This window comes from Streptomyces showdoensis, assembly GCF_039535475.1.
In the GTDB taxonomy this organism is placed as follows: domain Bacteria; phylum Actinomycetota; class Actinomycetes; order Streptomycetales; family Streptomycetaceae; genus Streptomyces; species Streptomyces showdoensis.
The window spans coordinates 657,950-676,489 of the sequence record NZ_BAAAXG010000026.1 but is presented as its reverse complement, the minus strand read 5'-3'; the positions used below and the strand labels follow the sequence as shown (position 1 = coordinate 676,489).

Below are 18,540 nucleotides of genomic sequence, written 5' to 3'. Positions count from 1 at the left end.
ACGGCATGAGGAAGCCGGTTCAGGGGGCCGGCGGCGCCGAGACCGGGGCCGAGGCCACCGGCACCGTCGGCACCGTCGAGTCCGGGCGCTCCTTCAGCTCCTGCGTGCACCGGTAGCGCCGGGGTTCGTACGCGCCCGGGCCGCCGAGCACCACCGTGTCGTCGCCCGCGCCCGCCGCGCTCTCCGCGAACGTGCAGACCACCTGCGCGAGCGCGGTCGGCGGCAGGTCCTCCGGCTGACGGCTCAGCCGCAGCGTGTCCTTCGGGTCGCCCCGGTGGCCGGCGGTCACCGCCAGCGGCCCCTTCACGGCCGTGGCGAACCCCGCCTGCCGCTCCTCCTCCGACGGCTCGCCCTCCAGCTGCGCGAGCAGCGCCGAGGCCGTGCGCACGGGATCGCCGACGGCCTTCTCCTCCGGCAGCGGCGAGCGGCGGTCCACCCGCTCCAGCTGCGCCCCGCACAGCAGGTACACGCGCAGCTGGACGCCCTGCGCCGCGGGCTCGGAGGACCCGGTCACGTTGCAGGGCACCCGGGTGGGCGCGGCGCCCGCGTCCACCGGTACCGAGGTCGTCCTGATCCCGCAGCCGGAGACCAGGCCGGCGGCCAGGGCCACGCCCGTCACGAGCAGCGCACCCGTACGGCGACGTCTCAACTCTCCTCCACCTCGCCCTGGCTGCTGCGGGTCTGCAGCTCGCGCGCGATCCCGGAGGCGTCCCTGGGGAACCGCAGCACGAACACCGCGCCGTCCACCCGGCCCTGCTCGTCCGTCGAATTGGCGGCGGTGATCGAACCGCCGTGGATCACCGCGTTCTCCATCGCGATCGACAGTCCGAGGCCGCTGCCGTCGGACCGCGGCCGGGAGGCGCTCGCCTTGTAGAAGCGGTCGAACACGTGCGGCAGGACCTCCTCGGGGATGCCGGGCCCGTGGTCGCGCACGGCGATCACCAGGTCCTCCCCGAGGCCGGCGCCCTCCTCGCCGTCCTCGGCGGGCTCGGCGGGCTCGGTCCGCACCGAGACCCGCACCGGCGAACCGCCGTGCTTGAGCGCGTTGCCGATCAGGTTCGCCAGGATCACGTCCAGCCGGCGCGGATCGAGGCGCGCCACGATCCCGCGTTCGGCGTCCAGGTCCACCGCGTCCAGCCAGGCGCGCGCGTCGATGCACGCGGTGATCTGGTCGGCGATGTCGACGTCGTCGAGGACCAGCCGGGCGGTGCCCGCGTCGAAGCGGGTCACCTCCATCAGGTTCTCCACCAGGTCGTTGAGCCGCCGGGTCTCGCTCACCACCAGCGCGACCGCCGGGGCGATCATCGGGTCGAGCGAGTCCTGCTCGTCCTCCAGGACCTCCGTGACGGCGGTCAGCGCGGTCAGCGGGGTGCGCAGCTCGTGGGACATGTCGGCGACGAAGCGACGGCTCGCCTCGTCCCGGGCGCTCATGTCCGCGACCCGCTTCTGCAGCGATTCGGCGGCGCTGTTGAACGTACGGGAGAGATCGGCCAGTTCGTCGGTGCCGGAGACCTGCAGGCGGGTGTCCAGCTTGCCCTCGCCGAGCTGCCGGGCGGCCTCGCCGAGCCGCTGCACCGGGCGCAGCACGGTCGACGAGGCGACCTGCGCGAGCAGCACCGAGCCGATCACCGCGAGCCCGGTGGCGATCCCGAGGGACCAGGACAGGGAGTTGAGGTCGGCCTTCTCCGCGGCGAGCGACTTGAACATGTAGCCGGTCGGCCCGCCGCCGTCGATCTTCGTCCCGCCGACCAGGTACGGCGTCGAACCGCGCTGGGTCCGCTGCCAGAACAGGTGGTACGGGAAGGGGTTGGCGTCCGTCACCGGCCGCTCGGTCTCCACCGCGGTCTGCAGCGAGCGCGGCACGTCCGCGAGCGTGAACGCGTCCGGGTCGGAGGCGCCGACGATCGGCTTGCCCGCGTCGCGCTCGCCGATGAGCAGCACGCTGTAGCCGGCGCTGCCGCTCGCCATCTGCTCGGCGGTGCGGCGCAGCTCCTCCTCGGTGGGCCGCGGCGGCAGCGACGCCGCCCGGTTCTGCATCTCCTGCCGGAAGTCGTTCAGCGCCCCGTTCTGGGTACGGGTGAGCACCGCCTCGCGGTTCAGCCAGTACGCGATGCCGGAGGCGGCGGCGGCAGCGGTGAGCGCGACGAGGGCGAACACGACGACTAGGCGGAGCCGCAGGCTGGTGAGCCGGAGCCCCGCGATGATCCCCTTGCTCACGCAGGGACGTCCAGCCGGTAGCCGACGCCGCGCACGGTGCGGATCAGGGTCGGCGAGGACGGCACGTCCTCGACCTTGGCCCGCAGCCGCTGCACGCAGGCGTCCACCAGGCGGGAGTCGCCCAGGTAGTCGTGCTCCCAGACGAGCCGCAGCAACTGCTGGCGCGACAGGGCCTGGCCGGGCCGCCGGCTCAGCTCCAGGAGCAGCCGCAGTTCGGTCGGCGTGAGCTGGAGGTCCTCGCCGTTCTTCGTGACGGTCATCGCGGAACGGTCGATGACCAGCGAGCCGAAGCTGGCCGAGTCGGTCGACTCCCGCTCGCCGCGGCGCAGCACGGCCCGGATCCGGGCGTCGAGCACCCGGCCCTGGACGGGCTTGACCACGTAGTCGTCGGCTCCGGACTCCAGGCCCACGACCACGTCGATGTCGTCGCTGCGGGCCGTGAGCAGGATGATCGGCAGCTGGTCCGTACGCCGGATCCGGCGGCAGACCTCGAAACCGTCGATGCCGGGCAGCATCACGTCCAGCACGACCAGGTCGGGCCGCTGCTCCTTGAGCAGCTTCAGGCCGTCCTCTCCCGTCGCCGCGGTGGCCACACGGTGGCCCTGGCGGGACAGGGAGAGTTCGAGGGCCGTGCGGATGGCGTCGTCGTCCTCGATCAGCAACAGGAAAGGCACGGCCTCATTCTGTCCCATCCGGCCGTCGGAGTTCGACCGTCCGGTCGGGACGCCGTGCGACCCCCCGCCTGTGACACGCCTGTGACAGTCGGCGGACACCGCCATGAAGTCGGCCGGGCAGGCTTTTCGACATCAAGGACCTACGGACTCCAACCGACGGGGGGCGCGGAATGAACGCACTGCACAGCACCACCTCAAGCGCAGTTGTCACGCGTCTCCACGACGTCACGCGGAGCACGGAGAAGTCCGGCGCGGTGAACGGACGGGGGTGCGTTCGCAGCGTCGGGCGTCAGCACAAGGCGCCGTACATGGTCGCCGTGGCTGACGGGGCAGCGGTGTACGGGGAGGTCACGGGGGAGCGCTCCGGGTGTTCGGAGGCCGAGTTCACGGCCTACGTCCAGGAGCGCCGGGCCTCCCTGTACGCCACCGCCTACCACCTGACCGGTGACCGGTTCGAGGCCGAGGACCTGCTGCAGAGCGCGCTGTTCTCGACCTACCGGGCCTGGGACCGGATCAGCGACAAGGCCGCGGTCGGCGGCTACCTGCGGCGCACCATGACCAACCTGCACATCAGTGCCTGGCGCCGGCGCAAGCTCAACGAGTACCCGACCGAGGAGCTGCCGGAGACGGTGGGCGAGACGGACGCGATGCGGGGCACCGAGCTGCGCGCGGTCCTGTGGCAGGCCCTGGCCCGGCTGCCCGAGCTCCAGCGCACGATGCTGGTGCTGCGCTACTACGAGGGCCGTACGGATCCGGAGATCGCGGAGATCCTGGACATCAGTGTCGGCACGGTGAAGTCGAGCATCTGGCGCTCCCTGCGGAGGCTCCGCGAGGACGAGGTGCTGAGCTTCGGCCGTGACGAGGAGGAGTCCTTCGGCGAGCTTGTCGCCTGAGGGCGGTACGGGGGATACGGGGGATACGGGGGAAGCGACGGGGGACCGTACGGGGGTACGGGGGACCACGGGGGAAACACGTCGAGGGCCGGACGGGGATCGGGGGATCCTGTCCGGCCCTCGACGCGTGTGCGGACGCCCGTGGGGGTCAGCGGGTCGCGGGGGTGCGGCAGCGGCCGGCCGCGGCGGCGGCGAGGCGGCCCAGGGCCTCGTCCTTGCCGCAGGGGTGGGCGCCCAGGGCGGTCTGGCGGGCGACGATCGAGCGTTCGGCGCGCATCAGGCGCCAGCCCCGGCGGAGCAGGAAGGGGACCGACTTGCGGCCCTCCTTCAGATCGCGGGCCAGCCGGCGGCGGAAGGTCGTGGACGGGCGGCCGCGCAGGCAGAGCGCGTCGGCGAGGACGCCGAGCTCACGGCAGCGCTCCACGATGTCGGCGGCGAAGATGCCCTCTGCCACGAACAGCGGGGTCCGCTCGATGTCGAGGGTCTCGTGGTCCACGCGCGAGCTGGTGGCGATGTCGTACACGGGCACGGCGGTCCGGCCGCTGCGGCACAGTTCGACGATCGCGGCGACGGCCGCGTCCCCGTCCCAGGAGACCGGGGAGTCCCAGTCGATGTCCGCGCTGCCCTCGACCAGCGGCAGCGAAGGGTCGTCGGCCTCCTTGTAGAAGTCGTCGAGGCGCAGCACCGGCAGTCCGGTGACGGCGGCGAGGGACGACTTGCCGGAGCCTGAGGGGCCCGAGAGCAGGACGACCCGGGTCGGGATCGGTTGGGAACTCACGGGACACCAGTGTGAACCATTACCCCGTAAAGGGGACCACCGAGGCGGCCCGTTGGTATCGAGCATCACACCTCCACTACTGTCCGTACCCGCCCGCTCACTCCTCGGAAGGATCTCCATGGCGCGTCACGCAGAATCCAGGAACCCCCGTCGCAGCGCCCTGCTGAAGGCCGGTCTCACGGTCACGGCGGCCGGCGCGGCCGTGTTCGGCGTGGGAGGCGCGGCGCAGGCCGCCGACGGCGTGGGGCTGCCGATGCCGACCGACTCGCTCACCCAGGTGGACGGCGCCGCGGCCCTGGAGGGCCTCGGGCACGGGGTGGCGCCGCTGACCCGGCTCCAGCTCGACCCGCTGGCCAACACCGGCGTCGACCCGCTCGACAACGGGCTCGGCACCCAGGTCGCCGACTTCAAGCCGGTCGGCACCAACCTGCTCACCGACCACGTCACCAAGGGCGGGGCGCTGGCCGACCTGCCCGTCGCGGGGCCGCTGACCCAGGGGCTGCTCCCGTAACGACCCCCGTCAGCCCGGCGCGGCCTCGGGGGCCGTGCGGGGGTGCGGGTACGGCGACGGCCCCCGGGAGCTCCCGGGGGCCGTCGCCGTGACGGACCTAGTAGGCGGAGCCGCTCGCGCCCAGCGAACCCGTGGGGTGCCAGACGGTCTTCGTCTCCAGGAACGCGGTCATGCGGTCCGTGCCCGGGGACGCGGTGAAGTCCTCGGCGCGCGGGCGCAGGACGCGCTTCAGGTTGTCCGCCGCCGCGATCTCCAGCTCGCGCGCCAGGTCGGCGTCCGCGCCGGTCAGGTCGATCGCGTTGACGTCCTGGTGGGCCGCCAGGTGCGGGCCCATCTCGGAGGCCTTGCCGGAGAGCAGGTTGACCACGCCGCCGGGCAGGTCGGAGGTGGCCAGCACCTCGCCCAGGGACAGCGCCGGGAGCGGGGCCTTCTCGCTGGTGACGACGACCGCCGTGTTGCCGGTCGCGATGACCGGGGCGATCACCGAGACCAGGCCCAGGAAGGACGAGTCCTGCGGGGCGATCACGGTGACGACACCGGTGGGCTCCGGGGTCGACAGGTTGAAGTACGGGCCCGCCACCGGGTTGGCCCCGCCGACGACCTGGGCGATCTTGTCGGTCCAGCCCGCGTACCAGACCCAGCGGTCGACGGCGGCGTCCACGACGGCGGCGGCCTTCGACTTGGACAGGCCCTCGGCCTCGCCGACCTCGCGCACGAACTGGTCGCGGCGGCCCTCCAGCATCTCGGCGACGCGGTAGAGGATCTGACCGCGGTTGTAGGCGGTCGCGCCCGCCCAGCCGCCGAAGGCCTTGCGCGCGGCGACGACCGCGTCACGGGCGTCCTTGCGGGACGAGAGGGGCGCGTTGGCCAGCCAGTTGCCCTTGGAGTCGGTCACCTCGTACACCCGGCCGCTCTCGGAACGCGGGAACTTCCCGCCCACGTACAGCTTGTAGGTCTTGAAGACGCCAAGACGGGTCGCGTCAGACATCGAGGTAGGCCTCCAGACCGTGGCGGCCGCCCTCGCGGCCGAAGCCCGACTCCTTGTAGCCGCCGAAGGGCGAGGTCGGGTCGAACTTGTTGAACGTGTTGGCCCAGACGACCCCGGCCCGGAGCTTGTTGGCGACGGCGAGGATCCGCGAGCCCTTCTCCGTCCAGATGCCCGCCGACAGGCCGTACTGGCTGTTGTTGGCCTTGGCGACGGCCTCGTCGGGCGTACGGAAGGTGAGCACCGACAGGACCGGGCCGAAGATCTCGTCGCGGGCCACGGTGTGCGCCTGGGTGACGCCGGTGAAGAGCGTCGGGGCGAACCAGTAGCCGGCCGAGGGGATCTCGCAGGCGGCCGACCAGCGCTCGGCGCCCTCCGCCACGCCCTGCTCGACGAGCGAGGTGATCCGGGCCAGCTGCTCCTCGGAGTTGATCGCGCCGATGTCGGTGTTCTTGTCGAGCGGGTCGCCCAGCCGCAGGGTGCCGAGGCGGCGCTTGAGGGAGTCCAGCAGCTCGTCGTGGATCGACTCCTGGACCAGCAGGCGGGAGCCCGCGCAGCAGACCTGGCCCTGGTTGAAGAAGATGCCGTTGACGATGCCCTCGACGGCCTGGTCGATCGGGGCGTCGTCGAAGACGATGTTGGCGCCCTTGCCGCCCAGCTCCAGGGTGAGCTTCTTGTCGGTGCCGGCCACCGACTTGGCGATGGCCCGGCCGACCGCGGTCGAGCCGGTGAAGGCGACCTTGTTCACGTCCGGGTGCTCGACCAGGGCCGCGCCCGTGTCGCCGTAACCGGGAAGGATGTTGACGACGCCCTTGGGCAGGCCGGCCTGGCGGCAGATGTCCGCGAAGAACAGCGCGGAGAGCGGGGTCGTCTCGGCCGGCTTCAGGACGACCGTGTTGCCGGTCGCGAGGGCCGGGGCGATCTTCCACGCCAGCATGAGCAGCGGGAAGTTCCACGGGATGACCTGGCCGGCCACGCCCAGCGGGCGCGGGTCCGCGCCGTAGCCCGCGTGGTCCAGCTTGTCGGCCCAGCCCGCGTAGTAGAAGAAGTGCGCGGCGACCAGCGGGAGGTCCGCGTCGCGGGTCTCCTTGATCGGCTTGCCGTTGTCCAGGGTCTCCAGGACGGCCAGCTCGCGGCTGCGCTCCTGGATGATCCGGGCGATCCGGAAGAGGTACTTGGCGCGCTCGGAGCCGGGCAGCGCCGACCACTTCTCGAAGGCCTTCCGGGCGGCCTTGACCGCGCGGTCCACGTCCTCGGCGCCCGCCTGGGCGATCTCGGACAGGACCTCCTCGGTGGACGGGGAGACGGTCTTGAAGACCTTGCCGTCGGCCGCGTCGACGAACTCGCCGTCGATGAACAGCCCGTAGGAGGGCGCGATGTCGACGACGGACCGGGACTCGGGCGCCGGCGCGTACTCGAATGCAGATGCCATGTTGATCAGTCCACCGTCACGTAATCGGGGCCGGAGTAACGGCCGGTCGCCAGCTTCTGACGCTGCATCAGCAGGTCGTTGAGCAGGCTGGAGGCACCGAAGCGGAACCAGTGGTTATCCAGCCAGTCCTCGCCGACGGTCTCGTTGACCAGGACCAGGAACTTGACGGCTTCCTTGGTGTTGCGGATGCCGCCCGCGGGCTTCACGCCGATCTGGACGCCGGTCTGGGCGCGGAAGTCGCGCACGGCCTCCAGCATCAGGAGGGTGTTGGCGGGGGTGGCGTTGACCGCGACCTTGCCGGTCGAGGTCTTGATGAAGTCCGCGCCGGCCATCATGCCGAGCCAGGAGGCGCGGCGGATGTTGTCGTACGTGGACAGCTCGCCCGTCTCGAAGATCACCTTGAGGCGCGCGCGGTCGCCGCACTCGGCCTTGACGGCGGCGATCTGCTCGAACACCTCCAGGTAGCGGCCGGCGAGGAAGGCGCCACGGTCGATGACCATGTCGATCTCGTCGGCGCCGGCGGCGATCGCGTCGGCGGTGTCGGCCAGCTTCACCGGCAGCGCGGCGCGCCCGGCCGGGAAGGCGGTGGCGACCGAGGCGACCTTGACGTCGGAGCCCTTCACGGCGGCCTTGGCGGTGGCCACCATGTCGGGGTAGACGCAGACGGCCGCGGTGGTCGGCGTGGTGCGGTCGGTCGGATCGGGGTTGACGGCCTTGGCGGCGAGCGCCCGGACCTTGCCCGGGGTGTCCGCGCCTTCGAGCGTCGTCAGGTCGATCATGGAGATGGCCAGGTCGATGGCGTATGCCTTGGCCGTGGTCTTGATCGAGCGGGTACCGAGGGACGCGGCGCGCGCCTCCAGGCCGACGGCGTCGACGCCGGGCAGCCCGTGGAGGAAGCGGCGCAGCGTGCTGTCGGACGCGGTCACGTCGGCGAAAGCGTGTGCTGCGGTTGCAGTGGTGGGCATGGTCACCAGTCGAGCATATCTACGCGCGTAGCGGCCTGTACAGGGGGCCGCTCGGACGAGCGTGCGAAAGCGCAGGTGGGTGCGGGAGGAGGCGGGGCCGGTGAGCTCTGTCACATGCCCGTGACACGGAGCGGACGCGTCCAGAACCCAAGATCCATAACGTTTCCTCCGCAGCCAGCCAGAACTCACCGGCCTCCACCGAACGAGACGTCAGCGGCATGCGGCTCTTCCACACCCGACCTTTCTGACTTCACGGGAGTCGTGATGCGCACCGCCCTCCGCACCGCCGTCGCCACCGCCCTCCTCACGGGCCTGGCACTCACGCCGGTCGTCGCCACCGCAACCGCCTTCGCGGCGGACGGGCCGGCGGCCACCGCGGAGAGCACCGGCACGCTCGTCAGGACCGAGACCCTCGCCGACGGCACCGTCGTGAAGGTCTACAAGCTGGGCAAGGCGTGGTTCCGCGCCGAGGGCTTCGTGCGCGGCGAGTCGATCGGCGCGATCGAGGCCAACGGGCGGCCCGCGGCGGGCAATGACAACGGGCGGTTCATGGTCCTCACCGAGGACGGCCGCATCTTCTCGTGGCAGGGCAACTACGCCCAGCCCACCCGCTCCGGCACCTACCGCCTCGCCGACGGCACGCTTGTGCAGCTGGACCGGCAGGACACGAGGACGGGCATCCAGCTGATCGACCGCGGCAAGGGGCTCGGCTACACGTACGTGACGCCGGGCGAGATCCGCAGGGTCTTCTACATGGCCAAGAGCGCCGTGGTCGTCATGGAGGCCGACGGCGGTCTCTCCGCCTACATCGCGGGCGGGGCGAAGCAGGCCACCCCCGAGTACCTGGGCCCCGGCATCGTCACGCCCAAGCCGACCCCGACCCCGACCCCGGCCCCGAAGCCCGCGCCCCCGGCGAAGGTCCTCAGCGGCCCGACCTCCCTCGGCCCGTGCACCGTCACCGAGGTCATCGAGTCGGGCTACGGCGGCGGCTGGACCGTCGTTCTCACCAACGACCTGGAGAAGGGCCCGAAGGCCGTCCTCAAGGACGCGAAGGGCAAGGTCCTCCAGTCGGTCGACCGCGCCCACCCCGGCCCGACCGGGCTCGGCATGAAGATCGACCGGCCGCGCACCTCCACCGCTCGCTTCGGACAGCACACCAACGGCGGCGACACCGCGCCGTACCAGTGGAACGACTTCCCGAAGCTGCCGAAGGACTGCGGCAGGAAGCCCGCCTCCACGGCCACCCCCGCGCCCGCCACCGGCACGGGCACCGGAACCGGCACCCAGGGCGGCCAGACCACCGTCGTGCCCAAGGGCGGGGTCGCCGCCGGGGCCGAGACCGGCACCGTCGAGCAGGGCAACGACACCGCGCTGACGGCCGCCGGCGCCGGCGCCGCCCTGGTCGTCGCCGGGCTCGGCCTCGCCACCCTGCGCCGTCGCGCCGCCGCCCGCGGCTGACGCCCTCCGCGCACCTCACACCCCACACGTCACACCCACACCCCTACGGCGGGCCGCCCCTCCTCCTCGGCGGCCCGCCGGACCCCTGTCCCGGAGCACGCCCATGAACCGCCGCCGCCCCCTCCTGCTCACCCTCGCCGTGGCCGCCGTCGCGCTCGCGGGCTGCGCGGCGCCCGCCGCCGAGGCGCCGAAGGGGCCCGGCGTCCCGGCCCCGCGGGTCACGGCGACCGCGGCCCCCGCTCCGGCCGCGCAGCTCGCCACCGCGCCGATGCCGCGCTCGAAGCCGGTCCGCGTGCGGGTGCCCTCCGCCGGCGTCGACGCCCGGCCGCTGCTGGACCTCGGCCTCAACCCGGACGGCACCGTCCAGGTGCCCTCGGTCGCCCAGGCCGGCCGGATCGGCTGGTACGACAAGGGCGTGACGCCCGGTGAGACCGGCCCCGCCGTCCTCATCGGCCACTACGACACCGCCGAGGGCCCCGCCGTGCTCAAGGACGTGGCGAGGATCCGCGTCGGCGACCGCATCACCGTCACCCGCGCCGACGGCACCGACGCCGTCTTCCGGGTGCGCGAGCTGGAGCAGGTCGACAAGAAGGCCTTCCCGACCCGGAAGGTGTACGGGGACACCCGGCGGCCCGAACTGCGGCTGATCACCTGCGGCGGCGAGCTGGTCGACGGCCACCGCCCCGACAACATCGTCGTGTACGCCGATCTGCTCACCCGAGCCGCGTGAGCCGAACGGGGAGCGCTGAGGCAGAATCGGCCCCATGACGACCCCCGAGCCGCCCTCCCAGCAGCCCTCCGAGCCCGCCCACGCCGACCGCGTCTTCCGGTCCTCCCTGGGCATCGCGGGCGGGGTCATCCTGCTCGTCCTCGCCGCGCTCCTCGGCGGCGACTCGCTGTTCCGGGGCGAGGGCCGGGTCCCGTGGATCACGCTCGCCGGGCTGGTCCTCGTGGTCCCGCTGATCGTCGCCTTCACGATCCGGCCGGCGGTCTTCGCCAACGACGAGCGGCTGCGGATCCGCAACCCCTTCCGCACCATCGTGCTGCCCTGGGGTTCGGTCGCCGACCTGCGGGCCGGCTACTCCAGCGAGGTCTTCACCCAGGACGGCGACAAGTACCAGCTGTGGGCGATCCCCGTCTCGCTGCGCCAGCGCAAGCGCGCGGCCCGCAACGCCGCCCGCGCCTCCCAGGACGACCCGCACGGCCGCTCCTCGGTCACCGCCGACGTCACCGACACCAAGGCCCGGGTCGCCCCCACCGACCAGACCGTCGCCGACCTGCGCGAGCTGGCCGAGCGCCTCGGCGGGCGCCCCGAGGCACAGGGCGCGCCGCAGATCCGCTGGGCGTACGAGATCCTCGCGCCCGCCGCGGCCGGCCTCGTGCTGCTCGTCGTGCTCTCCGTGACCGGCTGAGCCGACCCCTGAACGGCCGAGGGCCGGGCGCGCACCACGCGGTGCGCACCCGGCCCTCGGGCTTTACCCCGTGCGTGGCTCAGGGGCTGTAGTACCCGGCGACGTCGGCGAGGAGGTCGATGCTGCCGCCGCGGTTGTAGAAGGTGACCTTGCCGTCCTTGACGGGGACGACGACGAGGTTCGGGACGGTCTGTCCGGCGACCACGTTGAGGTTGGAGGCGCTGGTGCGGGTGGTGCCGTACGGGTAGACGGAGACGAACGTCGCCGTCGTGGGGTTCGTGGCGGTGACGTTGAGGACGACGGCGGTGACGCCCGTGGCCGGGACCCCGCCCTTGCCCGCGACCGTCAGCGAGACGGTCTGGTCGGCGCCGAGCTTGGCCTTGGGGACGCCGGTGCCGGAGCGGGTGTCCATCAGGCGGGTGGGCGTCACCGGCTCGTACAGCGAACCGGAGCTCCCGTCGGTGAAGTACCCGGCGACGTCCGCGAGCAGGTCGAGCGAGCCGCCGCGGTTGTAGAAGGTGACCTTGCCGTCCTTGACGGGGACGACGACGAGGTTCGGGACGGTCTGTCCGGCGACCACGTTGAGGTTGGAGGCGCTGGTGCGGGTGGTGCCGTACGGGTAGACGGAGACGAACGTCGTCGCCGTCGGGTTCGTCGCGGTGACGTTGAGGACGACGGCGGTGACGCCCGTGGCCGGGACCCCGCCCTTGCCCGCGACCGTCAGCGAGACGGTCTGGTCGGCGCCGAGCCTGGCCTTGGGGACGCCGGTGCCGGAGCGGGTGTCCATGAGACGCGTCGGCGTCACCGGCTCGTACAGCGAGCCCGTCGACGCCGGCCAGTAGTACCCGGCGACGTCGGCGAGGAGGTCGATGCTGCCGCCGCGGTTGTAGAAGGTGACCTTGCCGTCCTTGACGGGGACGACGACGAGGTTCGGGACGGTCTGCCCCGCGACCACGTTGAGGTTGGAGGCGCTGGTGCGGGTGGTGCCGTACGGGTAGACGGAGACGAAGGTCGCCGCCGTCGGGTTCGTCGCGGTGACGTTCAGGACCACGGCCGAGACGGCGCTCGACTCGGGGACCCCGCCGCGTCCGGCGACCTGGAGCGTGACCGTCCCGCCCGGGCCGACCTTCGCCTTGGGCACGCCGATGCCGGAGCGGGTGTCCATCACCCGGGCCGGAGCCACGGGCTGGTAGCGGCCCGAGGCGAGCGAGGTCAGGCGGGTCAGCGCCACCTCCCCGTACGTGTAAGTCGCCATGCCGAACTCGACCTCGGGCTCGGCGGTCAGGGTCCAGCGGTACAGGCCGTCGGCCATCGGCTGCCCGGCCGAGTCCGTGCCGTCCCAGTTCACCTCGAGCGCGCCCCGGACCTGGCTCCACCCCTGCAGGGTGCGCTGGTGGGCGCCCGAGTCGCTCACGAACGTGATGCTCCAGCGGCGCAGCGGGTTGGAGAACCACCACTTCCCCGACCACTTCTGAGGCGTGGCCGCCTTGCGGTCCAGGAGGGCGGTGGGCCGCTCGGAGTCGAGGACGGAGAAGTCCGCCGTCGAGACGCCGCTCGGCGTCACGTGGGTGCGCTGGAGCTCGTCGACCCAGGCCAGATGGCCGCCGAAGCGGTCCACCGCCCAGCCGAAGCCGGGCCGGATGTCGGCCGGCCGGCCGACGGTCCGGGTCGCCGTGTCGCCGCCCCGGAGCGGGGTCAGCGACAGGGTGCCGTCCTTGGCGGCGTGGGCCACGTAGCCGTCCCCGAGGAGCGCGGCGTCATGGCCGGGCAGGGTGCGGGTGGTCTTCGTGTTCAGGTCGGTGACGCCGGAGGCGGTGTCGCACTTCCAGTACGCGGAGCCGCCCCGTACCTGAAGGTCCGTCAGGGAGCAGTCGGCGACCTTCTCCGAGCGCAGGACCGCGCCGGTGCGGACGTCGAGGGCGTCGACGGTGCCGGCGGTCGTGCTCTCCGACCAGAGGGTGCCGCCGTCCAGCGCGGTCGCCCGTCCGGCGAGGCCGCCGCGGTCGAAGACGACCGTGCGGGCGTCGAGGTCCAGGACCTTCTGCGTGCCGTCGAGGGAGCGGAAGGAGACGTACCGGCCCGAGGCCTCGACGTCGCCGACGACGCCCCCGTCGACGACGGTGGTGCCGGGCAGCTGCTTGCCGGCGTCGAGGAGGACCAGGGCCTGGCGGGAGTTCCGGTAGACGACCCGTCCGTCGCCCGTCGGCACGAGCACGGGGCAGTCGGGCTCGTCCGCGCACTGGCGTCCGAAGTCGGGGCCGGTGCCCCGGTCCTGCGCCTGGTCGGCCAGGACCGGGTCGCCGAGGGTGAGCCGGGTGCTCCGCAGGCGGGGTGCCTCCCACGGGATCCGGTCCACGGTGCTCACCTCGCCCTGGGCGACCGCGATGCGCTGGCGGGCGGTGGGGACGAGCGGGATCTGGTGGACCGTGTCGACGCGGAGCGCGCCGCCGTTGATGTCGTTCCGCAGTGCCTGGACGGTGCGGATGTTCTCGGCGCCGAACTTGACGGCCAGCAGGCGCCCGTCCGGGGTGAGCCGGAGGTCACCGCGCACCTGGGAGAGGACGACGCGTCCCAGCCCTCCGCTGACGTGGTACGCCGTCAGCGTGGCCCCGTCGGGCCCGTCGGCCGAACGGGTGATCACGTTGCTGCCGACCATGCCGACCGGCTCCAGGCCCTCAGGCCAGTCCATCTCGTGGAAGGGGGTCTGGCCCCCGAAGAGGTCGGCGCTCCAGATCTGGAGCCGCTGCTCCTGGGTGACGACGAAGAGGTAGTCGCCCGCCGCGCTCACGCTCCGCGCGTTCTCCGGCGCCCACATGCCGAGCGACGCGGTCCGCACCCAGGCCGTCCGCTTCTGTCCGTCGAGCGTGTAGGAGACGAAGAAGCCCTTCGGGTTGTCCCCGCCCGCCACCGAGATGTCGGTGGTGCCGGGCCGGAATCCCCAGACCGTACGGTCCTTGGCCACCCCGTCCACGACGGTCAGGGCGTGTACGGCGACGACCGCGCCGTCCTCGTACTCCTCGGTGATGACCTCGGTCCCCGAGACCGCCGCGAACCTGTGGCCCGCGGGGATGGCGACGGTCGCCGTGGTCCCGCCGTAGGGGTCGGTGAAGTCGACCCTGTCCCGCGCGGCGCTCAGCCGGGCGATCAGGTCGCGTCCGGTGCCGAAGAGCCGCTCCCCGTCGGAGATCTTGTACGAGCCGACCGTTCCGCCGTTGTACGGGACCCACTTGAGCCCCGTCCCGCCGTCACCCCTGAGGAAGCCGGTGGCACCGGCCAGTTGCAGACGTCCGGCGTCCGGTGTCGCGTTGCGCTCGGACGGGATCACCAGTTCCGCCGGGGCCGACGGTGCCGCGACCGCCGTGCCCGCGCCGAGTGGCGACACCGTGGCCAGCGCCGCCGTGAGCGCGACGGCGGCCGCCGTCAGACGCGCACGGCGGCGCGTTCGTATCTGTCGCAAAGAAGGGTCCCTCCCCGTATGAGTACGTGTGTGGGAGGTGGTGGCGTTCCGCTGGTGGACCCCCCCGGTCCGCACCCCCACCTGCCGCAACTGCCCCGACAGTAACAGTGGTTCAGGTTCGAACGACCGAGGGCCGGTCGCGCGCCGTGTGGCGAGCGACCGGCCCTCGGGGTTCTCCCGCGGCCCCGTCGGTCAGGGGCCGTAGTACCCGGCGACGTCGGCGATGAGGTCGACGCTGCCGTTGCGGTTGTAGAAGGTGACCTTGCCGTCCTTGACGGGGACGACGACCAGGTTGGGGATCGTCTGGCCCGCGACGACGTTGAGGTTGGAGGCGCTGGTGCGGGTGGTGCCGTACGGGTAGACGGAGACGAAGGTCGCCGCCGTCGGGTTCGTCGCGGTCACGTTGAGGACCACGGCGGTGACGCCCTCGGCCGGGACGCCGCCCCTGTCCGCGACGGTCAGGGTGACCGTCTGGCCCGCGCCGACCTTCGCCTTGGTGACGCCGGTGCCGTTACGGGTGTCCATCAGGCGGGCCGGGGTCACCGGCTCGTAGAGGGAGCCCGTGGTGCCGCTGGTGTAGTACCCGGCGACGTCGGCGATGAGGTCGACGCTGCCGTTGCGGTTGTAGAAGGTGACCTTGCCGTCCCTGACCGGGACCACGACGAGGTTCGGGACCGTCTGGCCCGCGACCACGTTGAGGTTCGACGCGCTGGTGCGGGTCGTCCCGTACGGGTAGGCCGAGACGAACGTCGACGCCGTCGGGTTCGTGGCCGTGACGTTGAGGACGACGGCCGTGACGCCCGTGGCGGGGACGCCGCCCTGGCCCGCGACCGTCAGGGAGACCGTCCTGTCGGCGCCGAGCTTGGCCTTCGGCACGCCGATGCCGGAGCGCGTGTCCATCAGCCGGTTCGGCGTCACCGGCTCGTACAGCGAGCCCTTGCCCGACAGCGAGTAGTACCCGGCGACGTCGGCGATGAGGTCGACGCTGCCGTTGCGGTTGTAGAAGGTGACCTTGCCGTCCCTGACCGGGACCACGACGAGGTTCGGGACGGTCCGGCCGGCGACCACGTTGAGGTTCGACGCGCTGGTGCGGGTCGTCCCGTACGGGTACGCCGACACGAACGTCGACGCCGTCGCATGGGTCGCCGTCACGTTCAGGACCACGGCCGAGACGCCCTTCGCGGGCACCCCGCCCCGGCCCGCGACCGTCAGGGTGACCGTCTTGCCGGCGCCGATCTTCGCCTTGGCGACACCGACGCCGGAGCGAGTGTCCATCACGCGCGTCGGCGTCACCGGCTCGTACCGCCCGGTGGCCAGCGTGGACTGCCCGCGCACCAGCGCCACGTCGCCGGTCCGGGTGAGCGCGGGGCCCACGCCGTCCGCCGGGGCGGCCGTCAGGGTCCAGTCGTACAGCCCGTCCGGCAGTGCGTTCCCGGCCGCGTCCTTCCCGTCCCAGTCGGGCTTCACCAGGCCGCGGGCCTCGCCGCCCTCAAGGGTGCGCACGACGGTGCCCGCGCTGTCGCGGACGTCCATCCGCCAGGAGGCGGCGGGCTTGTTCAGCCACCACTTCGCGGCCCACGCCGGCTTCGCCGCCTTGCGGTCGAGGATCTTCTTTTCCTCGGCGTCGAGGAGACGCAGCGGCGAGGCGGGGACACCGGTGGGCACGACGTGGATGTTCTGGTCCGCGTCCACGAGGCTCACGTGGCCGCCGAAGCGGTCGACCGTCCAGCCGTAGTCCGGCCGGGAGTCGGCCACGGGCCCCACCGCACGGGTCGCGCCGCCGCCGCGCAGCGGGGTGACGGAGACCGTGCCGCCCTTCTCGTGGGCGAGGTAGCCGTCGCCGAGCAGCGCGTTGGTGTGCGCGGGCAGGGAGACGTTCGCGAGGGTGTCGAGGTTCTTCACGCCCGTGCTCGACGTGCACTTCCAGTACGCGAAGGAGCCCACGACCTGGAGCCCGGTGAGGTCGCAGCCGGCCAGCTTCACCGTGCGCCTCGTCGTGCCCGTGCGGACGTCGACCGCGTCGACGGTGCCGGTGGCGGTGGATTCGGTCCACAGGGTGCCGCCGTCGAGCGAGGTCTGCCGGGCGCCGAGGTCGCGGCGGAACACGACCGTGCGGCTGTCGAGGTCGAGGACCTCGCGGGTGACGGCCCGGCCCGAGCTGACGCGCGCGATGTACGACACGTAGCGGCCCGAGAGCAGGAAGTCCTCGCCGTACTTCTCGGGCTCGGCACCGGTCCAGTTGCGGTCGTCCAGGCCGCCGCCCGGGTTGACCACGTACAGGCTGCCCGGGTACGCCTGGAAGACCAGCCGCCCGTCGCCGGTGGGCTTCACGGGCACGCACCCCGGGAGGCAGCTGCCGGGGATGGCGGTCTCGTGCTCGTACCCCCGGTCGGTCTTCGGGCCCGCGGAGAGCTCGCCGGCGACGGTGACCTTCCGGCTGGTCACCCGGCCGTACATGTCGTCCAGGCCCTGGTGCTCCGCCGCGTGCAGCTCGCCCTGGGCGACGGCGAGCCGCCGGGTCTGGGCGACCGTGTCCGGGGTGTCGTAGAGCTTGGTGAGGACCGGCGCCGAGCCGGGCCCGGGGACGGTGACCTTGTGGACGGCGGGCTGCCCGTCCGCGCCCGTGGCCGTGGCGAGGACGCCGCCGTCGGCGGTGGGGACGACGTCGGCCGCGTCGAAGGCCGGCCGGGGCGCCCCGCCCGCCAGCGGGTACAGCACGTACGGGACGTCGCCCTGCCCGACCTTCGTCACCACCAGGACGTCCTGGCCCACCAGCGCCACCGGGTGCCCCTCGGACACCGGGATCTCCGCCGTGGGCCGGGTGAGGTCGCCGGTCAGGTCCCAGACCTTGAGCTGCTTGGTCCTCCGGTCCCAGCTGAAGGCGCGGGTCCCGGAGACGTCGGGGGCGTAGTCGGCGATGTCGAACGGGATCGCGGTGGGCTTGACGACCGGATCGGCGAAGGCGACCCAGCCGAGGAGCGTCTTGCCGTTCAGCGAGTAGGCGACGAAGAAGCCCTGCCCGTCGCCCTGCCGGCCGGAGTGCCGTGAAATCGTGGAGATCCAGGCCGATCCGGCCGGGGAGAGCACCTTCACGTCCTTCTGGACGCCGTTCTCGACCGACAGGATGTGGACGACCTTGTCCTCGCCGTTGGTGATGACCTTGCCGCCCTGGACGCTCGCGAAGTACTGCCGCTGCGGGATCGTCACCGTCCGCTCGGGGCCGGTGGGCCCGTCCTGGAGGACGACCCTGCCGTGGTACTGGCGCGCGATGACGTCACCGCCGCCGCCGTACAGCGCGTACGAGCGGTCGGGGGCGAACCGGGTGGTCTTCCCGCCCGCGTACGGCACCCAGGAGAAGCCGCGGGAGTCCTCGTGCAGGAAGCCGGTCGCCCCGGCGAATTGCAGCTTGCCCGGACTCGGGAAGTGCTCGGGCGCGATCGTCAGCGGTGCCTGGGCCTGTGCCTGTGCCGTGGGTGCCTCCGCCGCGACCGCCGTCCCCCCGGCGAGCGGTGCGAGCGAGGCGAGGGCCGCCGTCATGGCGACCGCGGTCGCGGTCATGCGTCTGCCGCGGGCGGCCTTCAGAGTCCCGCCCGATCGTGTGTCACGCAACGTGTCCCCCCTCAGAGTCACTAGTGGTTCACGTGTCAACCTCCCGAGGTTAAAACCTCCTCCTCTGTTCGAACCCCGAATCGATCGTCACAAGCTCGTCCCTGTTCGTCACAGTTCTGTGACAGAGGCATCCGCGGACCGGCAGGGGC

The 18,540-nt window shown here is 72.5% G+C and carries 14 protein-coding genes; 5 read left to right on the top strand and 9 right to left on the bottom strand.

Translation table 11 applies throughout. The annotated features are described in order from the left end of the window. Positions 1 to 19: 19 nt before the first annotated feature. From ABD981_RS15590 to afsQ1, 3 genes are read right to left on the bottom strand one after another with little or no spacing between them, the layout of a single operon-like run. Positions 20 to 649, bottom strand: a complete 630-nt coding sequence (locus ABD981_RS15590) for a lipoprotein (protein ID WP_046908472.1) — start codon at positions 647 to 649, stop codon at positions 20 to 22. Further along, complete coding sequence (locus ABD981_RS15585; RefSeq protein WP_046908471.1) at positions 646 to 2,217, bottom strand: sensor histidine kinase; 1,572 nt, start codon at positions 2,215 to 2,217, stop codon at positions 646 to 648. Before ABD981_RS15585 ends, ABD981_RS15590 begins: the two co-directional genes overlap by 4 nt. Then, positions 2,214 to 2,891 carry a response regulator transcription factor gene (afsQ1, locus tag ABD981_RS15580; RefSeq protein ID WP_205628185.1) on the bottom strand — a complete coding sequence of 226 codons (678 nt, stop codon included), beginning with the start codon at positions 2,889 to 2,891 and terminating at the stop codon, positions 2,214 to 2,216. Before afsQ1 ends, ABD981_RS15585 begins: the two co-directional genes overlap by 4 nt. A gap of 170 nt (positions 2,892 to 3,061) precedes the next feature. On the opposite strand from afsQ1, the gene ABD981_RS15575 reads away from it, so the two are divergent. Next, positions 3,062 to 3,784: a SigE family RNA polymerase sigma factor gene (locus ABD981_RS15575; protein WP_123954574.1), complete on the top strand. Its 723-nt coding sequence runs from the start codon at positions 3,062 to 3,064 to the stop codon at positions 3,782 to 3,784. A 148-nt stretch (positions 3,785 to 3,932) separates the two neighbouring features. Here the strand turns inward: ABD981_RS15575 and ABD981_RS15570 are convergent, their stop codons facing one another. Further along, positions 3,933 to 4,628 carry a uridine kinase gene (locus ABD981_RS15570; RefSeq protein ID WP_123954573.1) on the bottom strand — a complete coding sequence of 232 codons (696 nt, stop codon included), beginning with the start codon at positions 4,626 to 4,628 and terminating at the stop codon, positions 3,933 to 3,935. 52 nt (positions 4,629 to 4,680) lie between these two features. Here ABD981_RS15570 and ABD981_RS15565 point away from each other — a divergent pair, with 52 nt between their 5' ends. Continuing rightward, the gene (locus ABD981_RS15565; protein WP_046908467.1) at positions 4,681 to 5,073 is read left to right on the top strand and encodes a hypothetical protein; all 393 of its coding nucleotides are present in this window, start codon (positions 4,681 to 4,683) and stop codon (positions 5,071 to 5,073) included. Positions 5,074 to 5,170: 97 nt separating this feature from the next. Here ABD981_RS15565 and ABD981_RS15560 read toward each other — a convergent pair whose 3' ends face one another. Genes ABD981_RS15560 through deoC form a run of 3 tightly spaced genes read right to left on the bottom strand, consistent with a single transcriptional unit; the run spans position 5,171 to position 8,455 of the window. Beyond that, positions 5,171 to 6,061, bottom strand: coding sequence for an aldehyde dehydrogenase family protein (locus ABD981_RS15560; RefSeq protein WP_046908466.1), 891 nt, complete (start codon positions 6,059 to 6,061; stop codon positions 5,171 to 5,173). Further along, positions 6,054 to 7,490 carry an aldehyde dehydrogenase family protein gene (locus tag ABD981_RS15555; RefSeq protein ID WP_046908465.1) on the bottom strand — a complete coding sequence of 479 codons (1,437 nt, stop codon included), beginning with the start codon at positions 7,488 to 7,490 and terminating at the stop codon, positions 6,054 to 6,056. The genes ABD981_RS15560 and ABD981_RS15555 overlap by 8 nt, the downstream gene beginning before the upstream one ends. Before the next feature lie 5 nt (positions 7,491 to 7,495). Continuing rightward, entirely contained in the window at positions 7,496 to 8,455 is a 960-nt protein-coding gene (gene deoC, locus ABD981_RS15550; RefSeq protein ID WP_046908523.1) for a deoxyribose-phosphate aldolase, read from the bottom strand. A gap of 264 nt (positions 8,456 to 8,719) precedes the next feature. Here deoC and ABD981_RS15545 point away from each other — a divergent pair, with 264 nt between their 5' ends. The 3 genes from ABD981_RS15545 (at position 8,720) to ABD981_RS15535 (ending at position 11,325) form a co-directional block, all read left to right on the top strand. After that, entirely contained in the window at positions 8,720 to 9,913 is a 1,194-nt protein-coding gene (locus ABD981_RS15545; protein ID WP_123954572.1) for a hypothetical protein, read from the top strand. A gap of 103 nt (positions 9,914 to 10,016) precedes the next feature. Then, the gene (locus ABD981_RS15540) at positions 10,017 to 10,643 is read left to right on the top strand and encodes a class F sortase (RefSeq protein ID WP_046908464.1); all 627 of its coding nucleotides are present in this window, start codon (positions 10,017 to 10,019) and stop codon (positions 10,641 to 10,643) included. A gap of 34 nt (positions 10,644 to 10,677) precedes the next feature. Continuing rightward, the gene (locus ABD981_RS15535; RefSeq protein WP_046908463.1) at positions 10,678 to 11,325 is read left to right on the top strand and encodes a PH domain-containing protein; all 648 of its coding nucleotides are present in this window, start codon (positions 10,678 to 10,680) and stop codon (positions 11,323 to 11,325) included. Positions 11,326 to 11,404: 79 nt separating this feature from the next. Here the strand turns inward: ABD981_RS15535 and ABD981_RS15530 are convergent, their stop codons facing one another. Together ABD981_RS15530 and ABD981_RS15525 are read right to left on the bottom strand one after the other, a co-directional pair. Then, positions 11,405 to 14,782 carry a flagellar hook assembly protein FlgD gene (locus tag ABD981_RS15530; protein WP_131723875.1) on the bottom strand — a complete coding sequence of 1,126 codons (3,378 nt, stop codon included), beginning with the start codon at positions 14,780 to 14,782 and terminating at the stop codon, positions 11,405 to 11,407. Between the two features lie 192 nt (positions 14,783 to 14,974). Further along, positions 14,975 to 18,340, bottom strand: coding sequence for a FlgD immunoglobulin-like domain containing protein (locus ABD981_RS15525; protein WP_123954570.1), 3,366 nt, complete (start codon positions 18,338 to 18,340; stop codon positions 14,975 to 14,977). Positions 18,341 to 18,540: the final 200 nt, after the last annotated feature.